We start from the raw sequence: 24,685 nt of genomic DNA on the forward strand, positions 1-24,685 counted from the left end.
ACTAAGAAAAGTTGAATTTCTTGCTGTAGCCCTTGTGATACAAGGGATTGACGCGATTACTTTCATTTGTTGTTTGAATATTAATAAGATTTATCAATCTGTTAATTGAATTGAAAAGCCTTTGATTTCATAGCATTAAGCAAATATGTAAATGTTAAATTGATTTAGATCACAAGTTCATTGAAAAAATTATTACATGGTTTCGTCACGCTTTGATTTGAAAAAAAACGCAACATCAAAAAGAGCAAGCAATCTCATTTGCGGTCATTAAACTAGAGCTTTTCAGCCAGTCTCAAATGGAATTGTCATGAACCCAGCTCTACAAGCGCTTGGCTACGGGCCAGAGGATCGCGTGGTGGTTTTTCACTGCGATGATATCGGTGTTTATCAAGCGACTTTGCCTGCATATGAACATCTGCTCGATGCCAATATCATCACCTCAGCATCGGCGATGGTGCCCTGTCCTTGGTTTGAGGCGACGGCGCAGTTTTATCAAAAACATCCGGATATTGATCTCGGCATTCATTTAACACTCACGTCAGAGTGGCCAAGCTACCCTTGGCGTCCACTGCTCCCCCATGCTCGCAGTACAGGGCTGGTCACAGAGCGCGGCTTTATGCCGCCGCAACCTGAGCCAATTTGGCATCAAGCCGATATGCAAGCAGTCCATGCTGAGATACGAGCGCAAATTCATCATGCATTGGCTTCAGGCATAAACCCAAGCCACTTTGACTCCCACATGCTTGCGATGATAGGTGCCAGCACCCTACCTGTCATGCATCAATTGGCACTCGAGCATCAATGTGCCGTCATGGCAATGAGCCCACATTGCATGAATACAAGCCCTTGGGCGCGCGCTTATTACAACCTGAGCAACTGCGAAGCATGCACGCCACTTACAGAGCGCTATCCGGATGTGCTCGATACCGCCATTGCCATGCAAAACGATGGATTCGCGCTCTTTGATAGCTTCTTAGCAATGTCCTACACCGAGCCTAATAACCGTGTTGAGCAGGCGCAAAAATTACTCGCCGAACTGCCGCCTGGCTTACACTTTTTTATGCTACATCCAGCTATGGATACCCCAGAGCTTCGCGCGGTTTGCCCTGGTGTTGATTGGCAAGTCCGCGTTGCCGACTACCAAGCCTTTATCGATCCGCGCCTAGCCAAAGCGATCCGCGATTTAGGTATTCATTCCATCAGCTTTCAACCGCTACAAGCCTTGCTCATGGCGCATCAGTCGACGCTCAGCCTTTAACCTTATCGCCTTAAGAAAACCCCAGCATGCTGGGGCTTTTTATTTTCAACCGTCACTGCAACCATCGATTAATCGCAAAAACGATAGCCACCATAACCCGCACAATCTAACGTCTTGATTATGCGAAGCGCGCCCAGCGACGGCACATAAACCCTAAATCAAATCTAGACTTGAAGCATGTTCCTTAGCGAAGCGCTTTCGAGCCAAGATGAATCATGACCTTTGAAAGCAATATCAATAAGCCAGTTTTTTTCTCTTCCATTCTTCTCATCGTCGCCATTATGGCTGTCGCGCTCATTGCGCCAGATTTTACCCAGCAATTTTTTGATGATGTACAGCACTGGCTGGTTGCCAAAGCCAGCTGGCTTTACATTTTAACCGTGGCGATCATCTTGGTGTTTGCGGTCACTGTGATGATTAGCCGCTTGGGTGATATCAAACTTGGTCCTGATCACGCGACGCCGGATTACAGCAATACCTCTTGGTTTGCCATGCTGTTTTCGGCGGGGATGGGCATTGGCTTGATGTTTTATGGCGTGGCCGAGCCGGTGATGCATTTTCTTTCCCCACCCGTGGGTGAAGGCGGCACCACCACAGCGGCCAAAGATGCCATGCGCATTACCTTTTTCCACTGGGGGCTACATGCCTGGGCGATTTATGCCATCGTCGCACTTGCGCTCGCCTATTTTTCCTATCGACACAAATTGCCCTTACTACCCCGCTCAGCACTTTATCCGCTGATTGGCGATCGCATTTATGGGCCGCTGGGCCATGCGGTTGATACCTTTGCGGTGATCGGAACACTATTTGGCGTGGCCACTTCCATGGGGGTTGGCGTTGCACAGGTCAGCGCTGGTTTAAACTATGTGTTTCAAACGCCAGACACCTTACCGATGCAAATTGGTCTGATTGTTTTTATCACCTTTTTAGCCACGCTTTCTCTGGTCATGGGACTCGATGCAGGGATTAAACGCATCTCCAATCTCAATATGATTTTAGCGGTGGCATTGGCACTATTTGTGCTCTTTATGGGTCCAACTGTACTGATTTTACAGACCTTTGTGCAAAATACTGGGAGCTATTTAAGCGAGCTGGTGAGTACCACCTTTAATCTTTATGCTTACGATCCCAAAGAAAAATGGATTGGTGGTTGGACGCTACTTTACTGGGGATGGTGGATCTCATGGTCACCCTTTGTTGGCATGTTTATCGCGCGGGTATCACGTGGGCGCACCATTCGCGAATTTATCGTCGGCGTGCTGTTTATTCCGGCTGGCTTTACCTTTTTTTGGATGACCGTCTTTGGTAACACCGCAATCCACGAAATTATGAGCGGTTTAAGCCCTAATTTGGGCGATGTGGTCAACAATAACGTCGCCGTAGCACTCTTTGTTTTTTTAGAACAATTGCCACTAAGCGGCGTGATGTCGGTACTGGCACTGGCGCTTGTCGTCACCTTTTTTGTTAGCTCGTCAGACTCCGGCTCTTTTGTAATCGATACGCTGACCTCTGGCGGCGATAAAGCATCACCCACTTGGCAGCGCGTTTTTTGGGCCAGCCTTGAAGGGGTGATCGCTGCCGTGCTTCTTTCAGCAGGCGGCCTCAATGCGCTGCAAACCATGACCATCGCCAGCGCCTTTCCCTTTATGCTGATTATCTTAGCGTTTTGCTATTGTCTCTTTAGCGCCCTTCGTAACGATTATATGCTGCAAAATAGCGTGCAAAACCATAACACCACAGTGCAGTTTTCACAGGCCAGTGTCAGTTGGCAATCCCGCGTGCACTCTTTATTGCACCATCCACGAATCACTGAAGCCTCACAATTTATCTCACGCACGGCCTCGCCAGCACTGCAAACCTTGTGCGAGCAGTTTGTTCAAGAGGGACTGCAAAGCCGCGTAGAGATTGATAAAGACAAGGTGCGGCTGATTATCGAAAAAGATGATGCTGAAGACTTTTTCTATGGTGTGCGATTACGCCATTTTGCTGTGCCGAGCTACGCCGATGAGCGCCATGATGATTATTACCGCGCGGAAGTTTATTTGCTGCAAGGCGGGCAACAATATGATGTATTGGGCTATAGCCAAGAGCAGATTATTGCCGATGCCATCACCCAATATGAACGCCACCTACACTTTATCTACTTGGCAACCTCTGAAATTTTGGATGACTCTAACTAGCCATGCGCTACGACTGAAGATAGCGAGTTAAACAATGCATCATGCCGCCATCGCGACTGCTTACCAACAAAAAAGCGACCTAAGGTCGCTTTTTTATTTCACGCTCAATAGCTAATACTATGATGCGGGCACACTGTGATGGTTACTGACTTTGAAACATCTCCGCTTGGCGAGTAACCAATACATTTTTCATCGCATATTGCAGCATCGACTCAAATGCAACCATCAGCGCCTTGACATTCGGCTCGCCATTTAAGGCAATTTGCTCCACTTGAAAACTTTGCCGCGTCACACTAAACCAGCTGGTTGCACGCGCGTAAACCAAGGTTGGATTGCGATCTTCACTTACGCGCGCTTCCACTTCGCGCCACTCTGCTGCGCCCAGTAAGAGCTCGAGAGTCCACACTTTTGGGTCGGATTGATCCACGGATAACATAAAATAAAGGCCCACATCCGTGGTGCGAGAGTCATCATAGTGAAGCCGAGGAGAGCTTTGGATTAATTCATCCACCAGCTGATTAAATTGCGCCTCATCTGCCTTTGGCACCGCAAAGTTGGTGAGTAAAAGATCGCCATTTTTCGCATTGCGGTAAGTGCGAATTTTGGTCAGATTGGTCATGGGATAAAACAGCGTGACGGGTAAGTGGGTTTGCACCACTTTTTGCTGAATCTCATCGCTTGCTGGTACATCTAATAAGCCCGTTTGCTCAGAGAAAAACGGGCGTTTTTCTGGCTCAGTCGAGGCGCAGCCCGCCATCAAACAAACTGAAAACAGCGCGATAAGAAATCCCTTCATGATTAACCTATTCAATTGATAACTGATTGATAAATTTTCGATAAATTATCATATCAATGCAGGCGCAACCACTTTTTCACTAGGCTGAAATTGGCATGGGACTAAATTGCTGCTGCGATAACACAGGGCTGAGATCGGGCATTAATGAAAAGAGCTGCGCTTTATTCATCCCAGTTTGTTCCAGATACGGAACCATCATCAGCGGCGCTGTCATTAAGCACAAATCAATCGCGCAATGTGGGCGCGACGCAAATCCAGTGGCGCTTTGCATTCCCATGCGCTCATAAAAACGTTTATGTTTTTTACCCGAGGCGCACACCATTAAAATCGATTCAAAATAGGGCAAAAATGCAAACGCATTGGCATAAAGCGCCAAAGGTGCAATGGAAGCCACGCCGCGAGTATCTGGTAGTACGGCTAAACGCCCCATCTCCATAATCACCGGGTGTTGCTGACTTAAATCCTTAAACTCTTCAACAAAACCGCGCTCACAAGGTACGGTTGGCCAATTGAGTTCGCCACATTTAATACTCACCCTTGCTGTGGCCATGGGTTTTCCTGCCTCCTTGAGCAAGAAGGTGAAATGGTTATCCGCTTCATCAAACTCGTCTTGGTACAAACCTGTTGCAGTGATCGGCTCATAGTCAACATCGGTATAGGCTTGATAACGAATGTTATAGGCGGTGATTTTCTCTTCATGAGACAAACATAGATGATTGGTAAATTTCGAAAAGTCCATAATCCCTCCTCAGCATGAGCGGGATTATATTAAGCAAATATTGCAAACTCATTGAATAGTTATTCACAATAGATTCGAGAACTCACTCACCGATAAAATCAGCGCAACAGACTCGTTACATCAAATCTAAATAATTCTCTCATTTTCACTTTAACTCACACCAATCCAATTTATTCTTCACACAAACAATGGCTAACTGTCACGATTGAAAGAAATTGGGGATAAGTTCATGACATCAGTGGAAGTAATCAGCGCCATTTTTAGTGCCGATAAATGGAGCCAAAAATCAGAACAATTGGATGAATACGCACTCGCACTCAATGGCAGCACCTGTCGTCCCGCCGCCATTGTTTGGCCTGATAGCGAAAATGATCTCAAGAACTTAATTCAAGCGGCCAATACCCATCACTTTTCATTGCATATTGTTGCCCAAGGAAAAAACTGGGGATACGGCACGGCGCAAGCGCCAACCGCCGATCAGGTGGTGGTGAACCTCAAACAGATGGACCGCGTGCTTGAAGTCAATGAAACCGATGCCTATGTGCGCATTCAGCCAGGCGTCACTCAATCCCAGCTTTATCAAGCCATAGTTGATAGCGGTGCAGACTTACAACTAGATATTACCGCTGCTGGCAAACATACCAGCATTGTCGGCAATGTCTTGGAGCGTGGTTTTGGCCATACCGATTACAGTGACCGCTTTGGCCATGTGTTGGCCTTGCGCGTCCTACTGCCATCCGGCGAGATTATCGAAACGGGCATGGGGGCCTACCAACACAGCGTCGCCAAACACATTTATCCCTATGGCGTTGGTCCAGTCCTGCAAGGTTTGTTCTCACAATCCAATCTTGGCATTGTGCTTGAGATGACCTTGGCGCTTCAGCCTAAACCTGAATACGACCTCAATGTCTTAATCCTTTGTAAAAACTTTGCAGATGCCCCCAAAGTGGTTTGCGAAATCGCACGATTAAAACGACTGGGCATTGTCACCAGTGGCGTACATACCGCGTCAATGGCACGCGCCATGGGTGCACAAGCACAAAAAATGGCGGGTGCTTGGGTGATCACCAGCTCGCTTTCAGGCCCCAAAACCATTGCCAAAGCACGTTATCGTGAGATGAAAAAAGCGCTGAAAAAAGTGGTACCTTCACTGCGATTTGTAGCGCTCACTGAGCGTCGTTGGAACCTGATTCAATGGGTCAACAAGCACTTAAAATCAGAACTTTTAGGTGGACTTAAGATTGTCTGGGATCTGAAAAAAGGGGTGCCGACAGACGAGGCAATTAAGACATTACTTGATGAAAAATCGGCGCATTCACATATGAAAACAGCTGAATTCCCAGCTTATTTTCGTTGGATTTGTGCTGTCACTAGCAGCCAACCCAAAGACATTAAGCGCATGCTTGGTATTTGCCAACCACTATTTGCCGAGTTTGGCTATGAAGAGCGCTATACCATGACCAATGTCACCGAACGCGCCGTCGTACTCATCGCCAATATTCGCTATGACAAAACGCCAGAATCGCTTGCTCGCGCCAAAGCGTTTTATCAAACACTGGACCAAGCACTGCTCGATGAAGGTTTTTGCCCTTACCGCAGCGGCAGTGGTCTATTTGATGCCGCAACGCCTTACTTGGAGCCAAATCATTTGGCGCTACTGCAAAAGCTCAAGGCCGCCCTTGATCCAAATATGATCCTTTCACCTGGAAAATATTGGTGTGGCGGCGCAGCATCGTCAACCGAATCTAGCACCAAACCAACCCATAAGAATGAAGTTAATTCATTGATTTAATTTACATAAAAGATAATAAATGTTAGATAGTAGAGCAAGACGCTGATCTTGCTCTATTGTCTTTCTTGTCAAAGAGACATGCTTGTTCATAGCATTCATCGCAAGGATCAGCCATGATTGGTAAAGCAGCTCTTTACTGGCTTATCTCTGTAATGGAATCTCGCATGAAAAAAACTCTTCTCGGCGCACTACTTTCAACCGCTCTTTTGGTGGGATGTGCGACCACAGCCGAACGTCAATTCACGCTACAAAATGAAACCCACTTTAGCGATGCGCAAGTCACTCAAATTGAGCAGGTGAGCAATCAGGACAGTGCTGGACTTTATCAAGTGGGTCGCCTACTGATTTCGCAGGCAGAGCAACCCGAAAATATTGACCAAGGCGTTGTCGATTTAAAATCAGCAGCCAAACTGGGCAATGTTGACGCCATCACGTTACTCGGTGATCTCTACTACAAAGGCTTTGCACATATTCCAGCGAATTTGACTGAGTCGCTTAGCTGGTTCGAACAAGGTGCCAAACTCAATGATGCCTACAGCCTCTATAGCGCAGCCTTTATGTATGAGCGCGGCCAAGGCACTGAAGTTAACATTGATAAAGCCATTAACCAGTATAAAAAAGCTGCCGAGCTTGGCAGTGGTGAAGCGGCGCTGCAATTGGCCTATCTCTATGATCAAGGTAAATATGTCACGCAGGATCAAAGCCTTGCCGTAACATGGTATGAAAAAGCGGCAGCACTTGATAACGCCACCGCACGCTACAACCTTGCGGTCGCCTATCAAAATGGTGAAGGTGTCACGCAGGACTCGAAAAAGGCACTGGAGCTGTTCAAGCAAGGTGAAGAAAATGGTCACGCGATGTCCATTTACAGCATCGGTAACTTCTATTTTGATGGTATTGTCGTCAAAAAAGACTACAAACAAGCCCTTGATTACTATTTCCAAGCCGCGCTACTCGGTTCACCGCAAGCACAAGCGGATATTGGCTATATGTATTACAAAGGCTTTGGTATCGAGCAGGACCCAATTATGGCCATGGCTTGGTTTATGGTCAGCGCCGAAAATGGCAATGAGGTTGCACAGGACAATATGCAAAAGTTGGCGCGCGATCTCTCAGAGCAAGACTTACAAAAAGCGCATCGTATTCAATCGCTCATCAATCAAGAATTAGAAACCAACTAAGTTCAATTCATCTTTCAATAGCACTCCTCGGAGTGCTATTTTTTTAGTCTACGCTTTGCGCAAAATCAAACGATGGGCGTCATGTAAAACACACCACCATAAAAGCAAATCATCACGCCAACCACACGATTTACTCTCAGGGAGCTGAGTATGAAACTAACGCTTATTTTACTTATTTTTGCTGTCTCAACCTTAAGCGGCTGCGCTTACTGGAAAAATCAAACACCGCCAAAACGCTTAGGGCTCAATGAAGACAATCAATTTGCGCCCATGCCTGAATCACCCAATGCCGTCTCTAGCCAAACTAGCATAGAGAGCCATTATGTTGCGCCCATTGCTTTTAGTAGTTCAGCGCAAACGGTACAAAAACAGATCGTGGCAGCCTTACGAAAGATGCCAAACAGTCAGCTAGTCACCGTTTTACCGCACTATATACATGTGACTTTTACCAGCACACTCTGGCGTTTTATCGATGATGTTGAGATCTATATCGATACGCAGCACCATCTGATTCACTATCGCTCTCAATCGCGTTTGGGCTACTCTGATTTTGGCGTGAACCGTGCGCGTTACCAATTATTTGTCGAACAATTGGCACAGCAACAATAGCGAACACGCAAATTGCAGACATAAAAAAAGTATGTGCAAGCACATACTTTTTAACTGCGGAACGTTTGTCTGATCTTTGGCTATTGCTACAAATTAGACTGTAAATCCGTTACAGAAAGATGATTTACAACAACCAGTCAGTCCACAAACAACGTCCCTTCAGCTGCAATCAGTCTCGTGGCTCTTCTTTCTTTTCTTTGCGAACCATAATCACAGCGGCGATCACGAACAAAAGCACTAGTAATGTTTCAAACATGCTATCCCCACTTATTTCGCACCTGAATAAATCTTGTCTCAGTTAAGTATGACGAAAATGTGGAAAAGCTGCCACGTCAATTCAAGAATCCAGCTCACAGTGATACAAATTGATACACAAATTACTGGAAAAACATGCTACTGCGGCTCATAACCCATCGGGTTATTTTCCTGCCAAGTCCATGTGTCACGCGCCATTTCATCTAAAGTGCGCGTCGCTTGCCAATGTAGCTCACGCTTAGCTTTTTCAGGTGTTGCCCAGCACTCAGCAATATCACCAGGACGGCGCGGCGCAAGTACGTATGGCACTGCGCGACCACTCGCTTTTTCAAATGCTTGAATCATCTCTAGCACGCTATAACCTTGCCCCGTGCCCAGATTATAAATATGACAGCCAGCCTTTGGACTGGCATAGGTTAGCGCTGCAAGGTGACCTTGCGCCAAATCAACCACATGAATATAGTCACGCACACCTGTACCATCTGGCGTGTTGTAATCACTACCAAAAACAGACAATTGCTCGCGACGCCCAATGGCGACCTGGGCAATGTATGGAACTAAGTTATTGGGGATCCCTTGCGGGTCTTCGCCAAGACGGCCTGAGGGGTGATTACCCACTGGATTAAAGTAACGAAGCAATGTGATACTCCAATCCGGTTGCGCTGCTTGAAAATCCATTAAGCAGCGTTCAACCATCCATTTGCTCCAACCATAAGGGTTGGTCGCTGAGGTTGGAAAACTCTCTTCAATGGGCACCGATGCCGGGTCGCCATAGACTGTCGCAGAGGAGCTGAAAATCAACTGTTTGACGCCCGCCGCTTGCATCGCTTCCACTAAATTTAAGGTACCAGCGACGTTACACTGATAGTAAGCCAAAGGTTTTTCCACTGACTCACCGACAGCTTTCAAACCCGCAAAATGCATCACAGCTTCAATTTCGGGATGCTCAGCGAAAATTTTCGCAAGCAGCACCTTATCGAGAATGGAGCCTTGGTAAAAGACAGGAAGTACACCCGTCAGTTCTTGAATACGTGACAGCACCAGCTTTGAACTATTGCTTAAATCATCCACCAAAATTGGCGTCACACCCTGCTCAATCAGCGCAACACATGTGTGACTTGCGATATACCCAGTACCGCCCGTAATGAGAACTTTTTTGCTCATTTAATATCCTTAACGATGAAACTATGGCGCTGCCATCAACGATGCAAACTGTTGTTTTAGGTATTGTATACACCAACTCTTTGCTTTGCCCATCCGATCGCGCTGCCAGCCAACAATGACATCAAGTTGACCCACAATGTCATCACTGATGGGCTGTAATAATTCGCGTTCTACCCAAGGCTGCGCCAAATGAACGGGCAAGGTGCCAATCCCCAACCCTGCGGTGATTGCCAATAATTTATCATTCATGGTGCTCACCGTCATACACTCTTGGTTATCTAAAATATTTCGTGTCATTTTCGGTGCTTTTAGTGCGCTATCTGCTACCGCAATCGCGCGAAATTTTTGCCGTATCGCATCATCTAGGGGGGTATCCATTTGATGTATGGCGTGTTCTGGGTGGGCATACCACTGCACAGCTACCTGACCAATCACCACATGATTTATTTGAGGGGGTAGCTGTGAAGGCATAATCGGCTTCACGACTAAATCGGCACGACCTTCACTTAATGCTTCCCAACTGCCAGCTAAAATCTCTTCTCGAAAACGAAGCTGTGTCTGCGTTTTGGCACTAAGCGCATTGACCATGGGATAGAGTAAAGCGCAGCCTAGTAAACCATCGACCGCAACCGTCAGTTCTAACTCCCAGCCGTGTGCGAGGGCATTAGCATCAGCCACCAGCTCATCCGCGGCTTGTAACAGTTGACGACCGCGTGATAACAACAGGGCGCCAGCTTGCGTGAATACCGCGCGATGACCTGAGCGATCAAACAAAATCAGCCCTAAATCCTGCTCTAGCTTTTGTACCTGATAGCTCAAAGAGGAGGTTGCGCGATTAAGCTCTTCAGCCGCAGCAGCAAAACTACCGCGCCTGTCGATCGCATCAAGCACCATCAGCGCTTCAAAGGAGAGTGGTGGCGTATTCATAGCAAACCCATTGCGTATTTTTCCAATAAATTACCATGCGCAGATAAAAGAATCGAACCACGAATTTCACCGCAAGTGATTCACTGCCTGCTTCTCATCAATGCCGCGATCCACATAGCACAATAGGTGAGCAATTCTTGGCCAGCCATCAAGGCATGCTAATCTAGCCCGCATCAGTAAAGGATGACCAAGGATTTGACAGCAATGCTCAAGGATATTGACCTCAACTTACTACGCAGTCTTGCGGCATTACTCGATGAAGCCCATGTTTCGCGCGCAGCGGAACGTTTAGGCGTCACCCAATCGGCGGTGAGTCATACCCTTGCGAAGCTGCGCCAACATTTTGATGACCCATTGCTTTATCGCGATAAACAGGAGCTACGTTTAACGCCCTTTGGTCAGTCACTTCAAGCGCAGCTCACTCCCTTATTGCCGCAAATTGAAGCGCTGTTTAATGCACAGCAATTTAACCCCAATCAAGACTCGCACCATTTCTGCGTACTGGTTTGTGAGCGATTGCTCTACAAGTCATTATGCCAGTGGGCAATTCAGTTGATGCAATCTCATCCGCAAATCACCGTAGATGTCGCGCAATGTTCGCACCATCCACGAGCTTGGCCAAAAGAGGCGCACCTTTTTGTGGGCGCACAAGCCATTGATAACTCAGACGCGGCAATGATGCTTCAAAGTGATCTACTACTGATTTGCAAGCACTTAAGTTTTCATACGCAAGCGCAGGATCGCTTTTATCTATGCGCAGCAGCAGGCTCAGTCAGCCCGTCACTAATTGAACTCAGCGATTCGCAATTTTTCCACAGCGAGTCACTGTGGCTCTATGCGTTGCAACAAGGCCATGGTCAAGCGTTCTGTAGCCAACACTACTATCAGCAATGCATTGAGCGCCATCCTCAACTTGCCGGCCAATTTATTGCTCAAGCAAGTGAGCATGTGCTTCAGCAGCAAGCTTTTTGGCCGATGACGCTTGAATTTAACCAAGCTAATCAATGGCTACGAGGACATTTAGAACAGTGGTGGCAAGTACAAATTCAGCAATCGCTCCAGCACCCTCAACAGGCAGATATGCCAGCGCAGCCCTATCCTGAACGTGTATAACGCCTCAGTGGCTCTCATTCGTTTTGATGTATTTAAAATTCAATCAATTCTTCTCTTTTGATTGATTGATGGCAGGTATGAGATAGCTGTAAATTAAGAGCAATCGACGTATATTTATCCAACTGTAAAGAAAGCAGTGCATCCATTGCCTGGCTTTTATTAAAACAAATGCGTTTTCAAACAATAAAACCCAGACTAGCGCTCAGTATTTTCCAGTAACTGCCGATATACTTGGCGAACGTACGTGTATTGAGGTGGAGCGATGAAAACCAAAGCGAACCAATCCCAAGGGATGCTGTTATTTCGATTATCAGCCAATCAAACTTTTGCGATTGGTACCTTAAAAGTTCGCGAAATTGTCCCCAGCCAGCCATTAACTGAAATCCCTTTTTCGCATCCGACGATTTTAGGTGCGGCCTCAATTCGAGGAACCACCATTTCGGTGATCGATATGGCAGCAGCTATTGGCTATCGTCCGATTACGCCTGAAGAATTCAAAGATTGTTATATCATCATCACCGATTGCCGACGCAAGGTGATTGGCTTTATGGTCAGAGGCATTGAGCGCATCTGCGAATGCAGTTGGCGCGACATTGTACCGCCACCCAATAATTTAGGTCGTAATGCCTTTTTAACGGGCGTTACCCGAATAGATGAGCAACTAGTTCAGTTTTTGGATGTTGAGCTGATTATGTCCGCCGTTGAACCCGATGCAAAAGTTCAGTATCCCGTTTTAACTGATATTCAACGTGAGATTCTCAAACCCCTTAAAATTTTGTTGGTGGATGATTCTGGTGTGGCGCGTCGTCAGCTCAGTGATGCGCTCGATTACATCAATATTCCCTACTTTATTGCCACCAACGGCAATGATGCCTTGCAGATGATGCGCAATGCTGCCAATGCAGGCAGTCCCATTGATATTCTAGTTAGCGATATCGAGATGCCGGGATTGGATGGTTATGAGCTCGCTTTTGAAGTGCATGATGATGTAAAACTCTCTGGCGCTTACATTATTTTGCATACATCACTTTCTAGCGATATTTGCCTTGAACGCGCCAAACAAGTGGGCGCCCATCAGGCGCTCACCAAGTTTGAAGCCAATGAATTGATTCAAGCCATGCTTAAGGGTGCAGAACATCACTCGGCAATCATGCAGCCCGCTTAATGTAAGGGATTCGTACAACCCTTGCGCCAATGACCTGTTGCAAATAAAAATGGGATCTGACAAGTTCAGATCCCACGATCCATACCTCTTCGCCTGAAGTTGTGCGATCAACCCATGGCGTTTTTAGAAATCAAAACGCAAGCCGGCTTGCAACTGATCATCTTTGCCATCGCGCTGATCAAACAGATAACCCGCATAGCCGCGTAAATGACCATTCAACTTGTACACACCTTCAAGTGCAAAAGCATTGGCTTGCTCTGTAGTGATCCCTGCGTTCTCACTCTCTTGGTAGTTATAGGTTCCTTGAATCGCGAATGAGCCTACCTGATAGGCAGCAGCAACTTCATAACCAATTAAATCAACCTCACCCAAGGCACCCATCACATAAAGACCAGCTAAATAGAGATCGCCCAGACTATAACTGATGGCGACATTGGCCTGATCCGCACTAACGTTCGCCTCTTTGCCGTCCACATAGCCCAGACCAAGATTTAGACCCATTTCTGTTGCGTATTGCACCGCCAAGCCGTAGTTATCACTGTCTTTTTGATCCTTAGCCGTATAGTTAGCAGCCAATGTGATCGCCCCCATATCCTGTTGATACAAAAAGACGTTATCAAGCTTATCTTTGTTGCCTTGAATCAGGTCACCACCTTCACCACCGAAGGTCGCCATGATGTCGGTATAATCAGTCAACATCACCTGTGCGCTGTCTTGCTTACCATAGGAAAAAGCGCCGATGCTCGTGTCTAAACCTGCGTAAATATATCGTGTTTTATGTTCACCATCGGTATTGATCTCTTCTTCATATTTACCGAATGCGATTAAATCTGACGATAGTTTAGATTTGCCTTGAATACTCAATCGCGCGCGTGTTTTATCTTCAAAGGCGCTCTGTGTTGTCGTCTCATTTTCATCTGAAATATTGAATCGAGCCTCTGCTCGTCCCCCCACTTTTAATTCATAGGTGTCGTCTTGATATACAGTGGCTGCTGTGGCGTTCCCTGCCATAAACGCCGCCATCATGCTGGCGGTCAAAACTGCTTTATTCATTTTACTCTCCTAAATCAATATCCATCATGATTGCGCATCATGTGGAAGGCAGAGTAACGAGATAAAATGACAGTTAAATGGATGATTTAAGTCGGTTTTCTAACAGGTCAATTGCACTTTAATGACAAGGTGAGTGCGCAGATAAGAAAAAGCCCAGCACAGAGTGCTGGGCGAAGGAGTTTACCAATATTAAGATTTACACCATTCATTAATTCGGCGGCCAAACCAATCATAATGAACTGATATGTGTAAGGGGGAATGCCAGCTATGCTGTCAATTTATTGTTTTCACTCTAGTTAAGAGTGTTGGTGTGAAAAAAAGTTCACAATAATAATGATAGTCGTAAAAAATCAGAGCGACTTAACATTTGCAGCAATTCTAACCATTTTTTTTGTGACATGGAATATGTTTTTTGTGCGATTTTTATGATGCGCATATGTAATCCATTTCAGATATATTCCGATAACCTAAAAACAACAAAGGAGCGCCTTGCGCTCCTTTTAGTTAACATTGCAGCCACAACTATGTCGCCAATGGCTCTATTTGATAATACAGAACCGACATAGGCGGTAATTGCAATGATACGGATTGCTCACAGCCGTGCCACGGGTAATCTTCTGTTTTGGCTTGCTGCTTCACAGGCGCATCACTGCCCCAATAACACCCCGCATCACTATTCAATTTCAAGTCATAACGCGTCGGTCCGTCGGCACCCAATCGATAATCATGAATAGGCTGCGCGGTCAGATTAATCACGATTAGCTGAGTCGGCAGATTAGGTGCTCGGCGCTCAAAAGCAATCACACTATTTTCATAGTCATCCACTTGGCGCCAATTAAAGCAATGGGGATCGCTATCAGCACAATACAATACAGGTGATTGACTATAGTGATGGTTTAAATCTTTCACCCAACGCTGAATCCCTTGATGACGACCATAAGCAAGTAAGTGCCATTGCAATTCTTGGCCATGATCCCATTCATCATTTTGACCAAACTCACTTCCCATAAACATCAACTTTTTACCGGGCTGTGCAAACATTAAGCCAAATAGGTTGCGTAAATTTGCCGTTTGCTGCCACTCATCACCCGGCATTTTATTCATCAAAGAGCCTTTGCCATGCACCACTTCATCATGCGATAGCGATAGCACATAGTTTTCACTAAACGCATACAAAAGTGGCAAGGTCAGGGTATGGTGATGCCAGCGTCGATACAGCGGATCCTCTTCAAAGTAGGTGAGCGTGTCATGCATCCATCCCATATTCCACTTAAAGCCAAAGCCTAGACCACCAAGATTGGTTGGTGCAGACACGCCGCGAAAACTAGTCGACTCCTCGGCAATCATCATGGCATGAGGGAAATGGTGATAAACCGCTTCATTGATCCATTTCAGCAGACTAATCGCTTCAAGGTTTTCATTGCCGCCATGTTCATTGGCAAGCCACTCCTCCCCTTTGCGTGAGTAGTCGCGATAGAGCATCGATGCCACCGCATCAACGCGCAATCCATCAATATGAAAATGCTCAAACCAATAAAGTGCGTTAGCCACTAAGAACTGGCGAACATGATCGCGACCATAGTCATAGATATAGCTATGCCAATCTGGATGCCAGCCCATGCGCGGATCGGCATAGTGATACAAAGGCGTGCCATCAAAATGTGCTAAACCGTGACCATCTTCAGGGAAGTGCGCTGGTACCCAATCCATGATGACGCCAATACCCGCAAGATGGCATTGATCAACAAAATATTTAAAATCATCAGCGCTGCCATAACGGCTGGTGGGGGCAAATAATCCCACCGGCTGATAGCCCCAGGATCCATCAAATGGATGCTCCGCCACTGGCATTAATTCGATATGGGTAAATCCCATATCTTTCACATAAGGGATCAGCGTGCTGGCAAGCTCACGATAGGTATAAAGCCGCCCATCAAAATGACGCTTCCATGATCCCAAATGCACTTCATAACAGCTCATCGCCGATTGATGCGCTGGCGTTGTTGCTCGCTGAGACCATGCTTGGTCGTGCCACTGATAGGCATATTGGTCATACACCACAGAGGCCAGTGAAGGGAAAGGCTGCGCCTGCGCGCCCCATGGATCAGCTTTATGCGGTAAGCAGCGTCCCTGACTATCTTTAATCTCAAATTTATAGCACTCACCAGCGCTAATGTTTGGAATAAAAATCCCCCATAGGCCTCGTTCTAAACGCTGCATGGGATGTCGCTGGCCATTCCAATGGTTGAAATCACCCACCACGCTCATGCTATTGGCATTGGGCGCATAAACCAAAAAACGTACCCCTTGAACTGGCTGACCAGCAAGAACCATGGTGATGCACTGCGCGCCCATCTCTCGGTAAATTAACTTTGGATCTTGCAGCGCAAGCTCATCAATCAACAAAGATTGAAACTGATAGGGATCCAGTACAAATTGATTGGCTTGTGGCCATATCACCTGCAGCTCGTAGCCCGCACTAATCAGATGTGGATCGCCCTGATGATAAAATCCGCCATCCCCGACCGCTTCCATCTCATAGGATTTACCATTTGCTAAGTGAATCCAAACAGCTTTCGCGCCTGGCTGCCAAGTCAGCACAGAGTGATAACTGTCATCGGGACCAAGACATTCAAATGGATGATCGCAGGAAGTTTGCGCCAATCGCGCTAATCCGTGCTGCTGGCAAGGGGTTAACGGCGCCAATGTTGACGCCGTAGTTGCTGTGATCATTAAGCAGCCCCCTTCAAGCGCTTAGCGCGATGGCTTTGGCGCTTTTTCGCAGCAAAATAGAGCTGAACATAGGTTGCTGCAGCTTGCTCCCAACGATGATCTTGCTGCATACCACGCAGCTGCATCTCTTTAAATCCAGTTTGATCTTGGCAATACACCAATAAGCTGCGCTGTAGCGTAATCAAAAGCGCAACTGGTGTTGGGTCTGCAAAGGTAAAACCTGTCGCCGCAAGTGGCTCAGCATGAAAATCGGTGACGGTATCAGCCAGTCCCCCGACTTGGCGCACAATGGGCACCGTGCCATAGGCCATGCTATAAATTTGATTTAAACCACAAGGCTCATAAATAGAAGGCATCACAAAGAAGTCAGACGCCGCCTCCACAAGATGCGCCAAAGCATTGTCATAGGCATCGATAAATACCAACTTTTCTGGATGCGCCGCGGCAAGCTCTGCAAGTGCTGATGACAACAGCGGATCACCTGTCCCCACGATCACCATTTGTACTTGATGGGTTAAAAATGTCGACAAAATCGGCAGCAGTAGCTGAATCCCTTTTTGCTCCGTTAATCGACATACCATGCCATAGAGAGGCGCATTATTCTCAGCCAAGCCCAATTGCTGCTGTAAGGCTTTTTTCGCCGCTTTTTTACCGCGCGCCAAACTGGTTTTGTTGGCTCGGTAACTTTGCGGTAAATGAGGGTCAATTTCAGGATTCCAGCTGCTGGTATCACAGCCATTGAGAATCCCTTGGAAATCATGTCGGCGCGCATAAAAAGTTTGCGCCATACCATGCGAACCTAATTCGGTCAGCAGCTCATTAGCATAATTGGGGCTTACCGCGTTGATCTTATCTGCAAAGCTAACCCCAACTTTCAAAAAGTTAATCCGTCCAAAGCCGCTTTCCAAACCCACATGGCGGGTTTGCTGAAGCTCAGGCAGTAAAGCGAGCTGCTCACAACCATACACACCTTGGTAAACCGCGTTATGAATGGTCAATACAGAGATCGCTTTACTCAACATAGGATCTTGAGCGTAACGTGTTTTGAGTAAAAATGGAATCAGGCCTGTATGCCAATCATTACAGTGCACTACATCAGCTTGGAAGTTGAGTTTTTTCGCACAATCTAAGGCTGCAGCGCAAAAGAAAGCAAAACGTTCACCATTATCCTGATAGCCTTGATGCTGCTCGCCATAATAGCCTTGGCGATCAAAGTAACGGCCGCACTCAATCGCATGCACCGCAAACTCGCCATCACGCAGACATGCCACTTGATAGTCCACATCCATGGCACCAGGTGCCGTCAGCTTTTCATTGGCAAGAACCATTTCACGTTCACCGCGATCACGCATTTGTGGATAATCTGGCATCACCACCATCACGTCGTGACCAAGCGCCTGCAGAGCTTCTGGCAATGCTCTTGCGACATCCGCAAGACCACCTGTTTTTGCAAATCCCTCAACTTCCGACGCAACGAAGAGAATCTTCAATCCTTTCATAACCTACCTTGGCTCCTTTCTCAATCACGACAATGCCACTCTCAGTGACATGGTATAGTTCCCTGTCTTTTTCTAGATCTTGACCAATCATGGTTCCTGGGGCGATCTCAACCCCTTTATCAATAATGGCGCGTCGAATCAGACATCCGGCGCCCACTTTGACATCACCAAGCAATATCGACTCGCTGATCAATGAACAAGCGCCCACATTGGTTCGAAAACCGAGTACAGAACGTTCAATATGCGAGCCTTGCACATAACTACCTGCAGATACCAAGCTGTTGATTACACGAACTTTACACTCATCAGTATCGATAAAAGTTGCAGGTGGCAATGGTGGATAATAGGTATGTAGCGGCCACTGGCGGTTATAAAGTGAGAACGGCGGATTATCAGAAATCAAATCCATATGCGCTTGCCAATAAGCATCAATGGTACCGACATCACGCCAATAGCCATTGCTATGTTCACCAGCAATTTGATTTTGTGAAAAGTCGTAAACAAAGACGGGCACTTTTTTATACAGCGCTGGGATCACATCTTTGCCGAAATCATGGCTCGAACTGGCATCGTGCGCATCTCGAATTAAAGCCTGTGTTAACGTATTGGTTTCAAAAATATAATTACCCATGGAAACCAGTGCATGCGCTGGATCATTCGGCAGAGATTTCGGATTTACCGGTTTTTCAGCAAAGCCGACCATGCGACCACGCAAATCCACTTCAATGACCCCAAATGCACTGGCTTCTTCAATCGGCACTTTAATCGCAGCAACGGTCAGTGCCGCTTGTTTACTCTTGTGAAAAGCCACCATTTGGCCCACGTCCATTTTGTAAATATGATCGCTGCCAAAAATGCAAACATGGTCAGGCTCTTCGAGCTCGATGAATTTTAGATTTTGATAAATCGCATCAGCAGTTCCATCATACCAACGCTTACCCGTACGCATTTGCGCAGGCACAGGGTCAATAAATCGATTGGTGATCCCAGATAGGGTCCATCCCTTTTTCATATGCTGATACAGGGATTGCGACTTAAATTGAGTGAGTACATAGATGCGCAGCAGATCTGCATTCACAAAATTATTCAATGCAAAATCGATCAAGCGATAGCTGCCACCAAAAGGCACAGCAGGCTTACTGCGATTTTCCGTCAACGGACGCAATCGCGAGCCTTCCCCACCCGCAAGTATCATGCCTAATACTCCGGCCATTCTAATTCTCCATTCGCAAGCAAAAATAAACAGAGCAAACATGCTCTTACGTCACGACAGAGACTCTTGCATGCAAGAGCACGACATCTTGTTGTGTCTATGGGTTCTCTGTCGCCCTTATAGAGCGTAGATTGGAGAAATTTAGGACTGACAATTTTGTATGAAAAATGAGACAGCTCCCAAAAAAATGAGAGCCATCCATTTTCATTTTGCAGTCAGGGTGACAGTTCGATATTTTGCTGCCTCAATTGGGTTAATTTTGCCAATAGCTGATTCACTTGTGATTTATCAAACAAGCTGGTTAAGCTTTGATTGAGCTTTCGCTGCCAGTTTGGATATTCATCAAAGGTGCCGGGGACGTTGACGGGCGTATCCATCATCAACAAATCTTCAAGCTGAATGCTCATCATCTGACTACGCCCACAAGCAAGGTGGTAGTGAATAGCGGCCATCAATGACCAAGTCATGGCCTGTTGATTGGCATCACGGTTAATGTCATCACTCAGATGTCCATGCCAGTTCAGACTTTCAAGCAAGCGCTGTTTGTTATGCGCGCGCCCATCAAACTGTTCGGCCATATCAGATTGCGGAAAAATACCTAAGGACTCAGCCAGGCGCAAATCATCACAATGCCAATACCCTTTAAGCGTTGGCATATCATGTGTGCATACGGCAGCAATGGCATCCGATTGATAATGACTCGGCGAGTAGTAGCCGCCATCTGGCGCAATTTCAAACAACAACACCTTATAGGAAAAAATGGCCATTTCTGAGAGTCGTTGACGCAGCGTTTGTGGCACCGTACCTAGATCTTCACCAATCACCATACATTGCTGTTGATGACTTTCAATGGCAATAATCGCCATCAGCTGCTCAAAGGGCATATCCACATATGCACCTTGGCTGGCTGCCTCGTTTTGTGGCACCAGCCAAAGTCGCATCAGGCCCAAAATATGATCGATACGCAGCGCGCCACATGCCTGCATATTTCGACGAATCAGCTTAATAAAAGGTTCATATTGCTGAGTTTGCAACGCATCAATTGAAAATGGTGGTAGCCCCCAATTCTGCCCTTGCGGTGCTAAGGCATCAGGCGGTGCGCCTACACTCACCTGCGACCAAAATAATTCAGGCTCAGACCAGCATTCCACACCATCACTGCTCGTTCCCACTGCCAAATCTCGATACAAGCCTATGGCCATACCCATCTGTTGGCTGTAACGTTGCAAAGACTGTAGCTGCTCATCAGCCAGCCACTGTAAATAGCAATAAAAGTTGATCCGCTCTTGATGGGTGATGCGAAATTGTTCGCAGGCCTGACTCTGTGGCTGTTGTAGCGTCTCGGGGAAATGGTGCCAACTGGGGCCATGGTGCTGCGCGCCATATTGCTCTTGTAACACCTGATAGCAAGCAAAGTCTAAAAGCGACGAACCACCTTGCGCCACAAAACGATGAAATGCTGATGCTCTTCGGCTATTGAGGGCTAAGTGAAGTGTTTGAAAGCTCTGAAAAAGCAGTTCAAAAACACGCATTTTAAGTGCCGTTACCGCAGGATAATCAACATAATCTAAGCCTCTAAGCGTCGATAACTGTTTTTGCACCTCATGACTGCCCACAAAATCTTGCGCATCGCTGCTGCTGCTAAAATCTTCAATGGTTGCAACATCAATGTACAAAGGGTTAAGCCAATACCGACTTGAAGGGCTGTATGGACTATTCATATTCGGATGAGTCAGAAACAGCGCATGCAGCGGATTCAACCCAACAAAGTCCCCACCTCGTTCGGCAATTTCGCCTAATAGCTGACGTACATCACCAAAATCACCAATGCCCCAATTTTGCTCGGTCCGCAAGCTGTAAAGTTGAATATTGACGCCCCATATACGCCGCCCTTCAGCCACCAGCGGTGGTAAATAGCAACGATTAGGCGCGACGAGCAATAACAGGCAAAGCGACTTTACGCTTGACTGTGCTGCCACAGTCAAGCTTTGTGATAAGGAGAGCTGGTAGTACCCCGCTTGTATGGGGGCATCAAATTCAAAATACAAACCGGTTTGATCATCGCACAATACAGATTCACCCTGTATTTCTGCATTCATTCCATGGATTTGCCATCGGATTTTTTCACCGGCCTGCCAAGGTAAATACTCACAATTCACCCGCCTGCTCTCGGTTTTAGCCATAGCGCAGGGCTGCGAGCTCACCTCGCCAATAGCACTGAGCACAGAACTCAGCGCGCGCTCATCAATATGCTGCGTCTTTCCTTGCGCATCCACATATTGGGTCGAAATACCGCAGCGACGCGCTTGGTCCATGATCTTGGCATCATCTACCGCGACTTGCTGTGTCATCGGCTTCTCCTTAGCCTTGCGCGGCTTGCTGCGTATGCACGGACTCTATGGACTGCAACCGCCAAATCTGATTCACATAGTCTTGAATGCTGCGATCAGAGCTAAATTTACCCATTCGCGCCGTATTCAGCATCGCCATTTCAGCCCATTTCGCAGTGTCCAAATAGCTTTCTTCAAGTGATTTTTGCGCCGCAACATAAGCATCAAAATCGGCCAATACTTTATATGGATCGGCATGCTCAAGGTTATGGCGAATGGCTGCCATATCCGCAATCACCTCATGGCCAAATTGCTCATCCATCATAAAATCAAGGGTCTGAGTCAGCAGTGGTGAGCAATGCACAAAATGCATGGGCTGATACCCTTGTTGATCAAGGCCATCAATCTCTTCCACGGTTAAACCAAAAATAAATAGATTCTCATCACCCACTTCTTCGGCAATTTCAACATTCGCGCCATCTAAGGTTCCCATGGTGATTGCCCCATTCAATGCAAGCTTCATATTACCGGTACCAGAGGCTTCCTTACCGGCCATGGAGATTTGTTCGGAGACATCCGCCGCAGGCACAATCAATTCCGCAACACTCACGCGATAATCTGGAATGAATACAATTTTCAGCTTGTCACCCACGCGTTCATCTTGGTTAATCACCTGCGCCACACAATTGATAGCATGAATAATTTGCTTGGCAAAAACGTAACCTGGCGCGGCTTTTGCTGCAAAAATAAAGACCCGCGGATGCATCTCGAAATCTGGTTCATGCAAAATGCGATAGTACAGCGACAAAATATGCAGCAGATTTAGATGCTGGCGTTTGTATTCATGCAAGCGCTTAATTTGCACATCAAAAATTGCATCCACATTGAGCGCAATACCAAGATTTTTCTCAACCCATGCAGCAAGGCGCTGCTTGTTCTGCCGCTTGATTGCCATGTACTCTTGCTGCGCTTGTGGCTGCGTCGCCAGCGGCTCAATATCGCGTAAATCATCGAGTTGCAAAGGCCATTGCTCACCAACATGTCGGTCTAACCAACTGGCTAAGGCTGGATTACATTGTTTGAGCCAACGACGCGGGGTAATACCATTGGTGACGTTACATAAACGATTGGGATAGAGCGCGTCAAATTCAGGGAATAGATTTTGTTTCACCAGCTCTGAGTGCATGGCTGCAACGCCATTGACTTTGTAGCTACCAGCGACACATAAATTGGCCATGCGCACTTGGCGATAAGGCTGCTCTTGAATGATCGACAGCGTGCTACGTTTTTCAATATCGTCCGGCCAATGCTTATCAACTTCGAGTAACAAGCGATAGTTGATCTCGAAAATAATCTCCATATGGCGAGGCAAAACCTCTTTAATTAAGGCCTCAGACCAACGCTCAAGTGCCTCTGGCAGCAAAGTGTGGTTGGTATACGCAAAGGTCTGCTGGCAAATTTGCCATGCTTGCTTCCACTCATAGTGGTATTCATCAAGCAGCAATCGCATTAACTCCGGAATGGCAATCGCAGGGTGCGTATCATTCAACTGAATGGTTTGTAGCTGGGGTAGCGTCTCAAGGCGATGCCCTGCACCAAGATGGCGACGTAATATATCGCGCAAAGAACATGCACAGTGGAAATATTGCTGCATTAAGCGAAGACGCTTACCTTGCTGGTGATTGTCATTGGGATATAGGAGCTGTGTAATGTTGCTCGCATCAATTTGGCTCTGATGCGCGCCGGTATAATCGCTGGCATCAAAACGCTCAAATTCAAAAGGCTCAATGGCTTGCGCCTCCCACAAGCGAAGTGGCATCACGCATTGGTTACGATAGCCAAGCACGGGAATATCCCATGCCACGCCTTTCACATTCATGCTGGTGTGCCAGCGACGTCGCATCTTACCTTGTTCATCGCGATACACTTCCACATGGCCAAAAAATCCCACCTCTTGGTTCAGCTCAGGTCGCTTCACTTGCCATGGGTAACCACGCTCACCCTGCCAGCAATCGGCGGTTTCTCGCTGCTGATTACTTTCAAAGTATTGTTTAAATAAACCATATTCATAATGCAGGCCATAGCCTACGGCTGGGTATCCTTGCGAGACCAAGCCATCAAGATAACAAGCGGCCAAACGGCCAAGACCACCATTGCCCAGTGCCGGATCTCGTTCTTGCTCCAGTACATCGGCTAATTCAACCTGCCACTGTGCCAATGTTTGCTGCGCCAGTTGATAGAGATCCATATTGATCAAATTGTTAGCCGTGAGCCGACCAATCAAAAACTCCATGGAGAGATAATTGACATGTCGCAGTGCATGTTGCTCACAAAACTGCTCGGTGGAAATGAGGTCATGGTTGGTTTGCTCACTCAGCGCACTCGCCAACGCTTGATACCAAGCTTGGGTGTCTGCACTTTGCTCAGTGTGCGCCATGCGATGCAAGTGATTGAGAATGGATTGGGATAGAGACTCGACAGATAAATCAATCATGATCAGGGCCTTATTTTGTGAACGCTCGATTCAAGCCTATACAAAACAAGGCGCTATCCGCCTCATCCTTTTATTTTTTTTCTAGGGATGAGAGAAAGGCGTAGATTCGCTTTCGTTCATCTCATCAGTCCCAACAAAAAAGAGCAGCCAAGCTGCTCTTTATCGTCGATATAGTTGATGGGAT

At 46.9% G+C, this 24,685-nt stretch carries 17 protein-coding genes; 7 read left to right on the plus strand and 10 right to left on the minus strand.

Going from position 1 to position 24,685, the window contains the following annotated elements:
* The first annotated feature begins 307 nt into the window (after positions 1–307).
* The gene (locus L9P36_RS15990; RefSeq protein ID WP_237468621.1) at positions 308–1,258 is read left to right on the plus strand and encodes a ChbG/HpnK family deacetylase; all 951 of its coding nucleotides are present in this window, start codon (positions 308–310) and stop codon (positions 1,256–1,258) included.
* Between the two features lie 215 nt (positions 1,259–1,473).
* On the plus strand, positions 1,474–3,438 hold the full coding sequence (locus tag L9P36_RS15995) for a BCCT family transporter (protein WP_237468622.1): 1,965 nt from the start codon (positions 1,474–1,476) through the stop codon (positions 3,436–3,438).
* Between the two features lie 142 nt (positions 3,439–3,580).
* Here L9P36_RS15995 and L9P36_RS16000 read toward each other — a convergent pair whose 3' ends face one another.
* The gene (locus L9P36_RS16000; RefSeq protein ID WP_237468623.1) at positions 3,581–4,234 is read right to left on the minus strand and encodes a hypothetical protein; all 654 of its coding nucleotides are present in this window, start codon (positions 4,232–4,234) and stop codon (positions 3,581–3,583) included.
* 79 nt (positions 4,235–4,313) lie between these two features.
* Positions 4,314–4,973, minus strand: coding sequence for an N-acyl amino acid synthase FeeM domain-containing protein (locus L9P36_RS16005; protein ID WP_237468624.1), 660 nt, complete (start codon positions 4,971–4,973; stop codon positions 4,314–4,316).
* Between the two features lie 229 nt (positions 4,974–5,202).
* Between L9P36_RS16005 and L9P36_RS16010 the strand changes: the two genes are divergently transcribed.
* From L9P36_RS16010 to L9P36_RS16020, 3 genes are all read left to right on the plus strand, one after another.
* Entirely contained in the window at positions 5,203–6,765 is a 1,563-nt protein-coding gene (locus L9P36_RS16010; protein WP_237468625.1) for an FAD-binding oxidoreductase, read from the plus strand.
* Between the two features lie 164 nt (positions 6,766–6,929).
* Complete coding sequence (locus tag L9P36_RS16015; protein ID WP_237468626.1) at positions 6,930–7,946, plus strand: tetratricopeptide repeat protein; 1,017 nt, start codon at positions 6,930–6,932, stop codon at positions 7,944–7,946.
* Positions 7,947–8,096: 150 nt separating this feature from the next.
* Entirely contained in the window at positions 8,097–8,555 is a 459-nt protein-coding gene (locus tag L9P36_RS16020) for a DUF1499 domain-containing protein (protein WP_237468627.1), read from the plus strand.
* A 393-nt stretch (positions 8,556–8,948) separates the two neighbouring features.
* On the opposite strand, the gene galE is transcribed toward L9P36_RS16020, so the two are convergent.
* Together galE and L9P36_RS16030 are read right to left on the minus strand one after the other, a co-directional pair.
* Complete coding sequence (gene galE, locus L9P36_RS16025; RefSeq protein ID WP_237468628.1) at positions 8,949–9,974, minus strand: UDP-glucose 4-epimerase GalE; 1,026 nt, start codon at positions 9,972–9,974, stop codon at positions 8,949–8,951.
* Positions 9,975–9,995: 21 nt separating this feature from the next.
* A complete protein-coding gene (locus tag L9P36_RS16030; RefSeq protein WP_237468629.1) occupies positions 9,996–10,901 on the minus strand; it encodes a LysR family transcriptional regulator in 906 nt (301 codons plus the stop codon).
* Between the two features lie 204 nt (positions 10,902–11,105).
* On the opposite strand from L9P36_RS16030, the gene L9P36_RS16035 reads away from it, so the two are divergent.
* Complete coding sequence (locus L9P36_RS16035) at positions 11,106–12,014, plus strand: LysR family transcriptional regulator (protein ID WP_237468630.1); 909 nt, start codon at positions 11,106–11,108, stop codon at positions 12,012–12,014.
* A 262-nt stretch (positions 12,015–12,276) separates the two neighbouring features.
* The gene (locus tag L9P36_RS16040) at positions 12,277–13,179 is read left to right on the plus strand and encodes a chemotaxis protein (protein ID WP_237468631.1); all 903 of its coding nucleotides are present in this window, start codon (positions 12,277–12,279) and stop codon (positions 13,177–13,179) included.
* 123 nt (positions 13,180–13,302) lie between these two features.
* Here L9P36_RS16040 and L9P36_RS16045 read toward each other — a convergent pair whose 3' ends face one another.
* From L9P36_RS16045 to L9P36_RS16070, 6 genes are all read right to left on the minus strand, one after another.
* Positions 13,303–14,232 (minus strand): porin, encoded by a 930-nt coding sequence (locus tag L9P36_RS16045; RefSeq protein ID WP_237468632.1) that lies wholly within the window; start codon positions 14,230–14,232, stop codon positions 13,303–13,305.
* A 522-nt stretch (positions 14,233–14,754) separates the two neighbouring features.
* The gene (glgB, locus tag L9P36_RS16050; RefSeq protein ID WP_435532789.1) at positions 14,755–16,965 is read right to left on the minus strand and encodes a 1,4-alpha-glucan branching protein GlgB; all 2,211 of its coding nucleotides are present in this window, start codon (positions 16,963–16,965) and stop codon (positions 14,755–14,757) included.
* Positions 16,965–18,464, minus strand: a complete 1,500-nt coding sequence (gene glgA / locus L9P36_RS16055; RefSeq protein ID WP_237468633.1) for a glycogen synthase GlgA — start codon at positions 18,462–18,464, stop codon at positions 16,965–16,967. Before glgA ends, glgB begins: the two co-directional genes overlap by 1 nt.
* Positions 18,424–19,677, minus strand: coding sequence for a glucose-1-phosphate adenylyltransferase (gene glgC, locus L9P36_RS16060; protein ID WP_237468634.1), 1,254 nt, complete (start codon positions 19,675–19,677; stop codon positions 18,424–18,426). The genes glgA and glgC overlap by 41 nt, the downstream gene beginning before the upstream one ends.
* Positions 19,678–19,892: 215 nt before the next feature.
* On the minus strand, positions 19,893–22,028 hold the full coding sequence (gene malQ / locus L9P36_RS16065) for a 4-alpha-glucanotransferase (protein WP_237468635.1): 2,136 nt from the start codon (positions 22,026–22,028) through the stop codon (positions 19,893–19,895).
* Positions 22,029–22,038: 10 nt separating this feature from the next.
* Complete coding sequence (locus L9P36_RS16070) at positions 22,039–24,501, minus strand: glycogen/starch/alpha-glucan phosphorylase (RefSeq protein ID WP_237468636.1); 2,463 nt, start codon at positions 24,499–24,501, stop codon at positions 22,039–22,041.
* Positions 24,502–24,685: the final 184 nt, after the last annotated feature.

Source organism: Vibrio stylophorae, from assembly GCF_921293875.1.
Classification (GTDB): domain Bacteria; phylum Pseudomonadota; class Gammaproteobacteria; order Enterobacterales; family Vibrionaceae; genus Vibrio_A; species Vibrio_A stylophorae.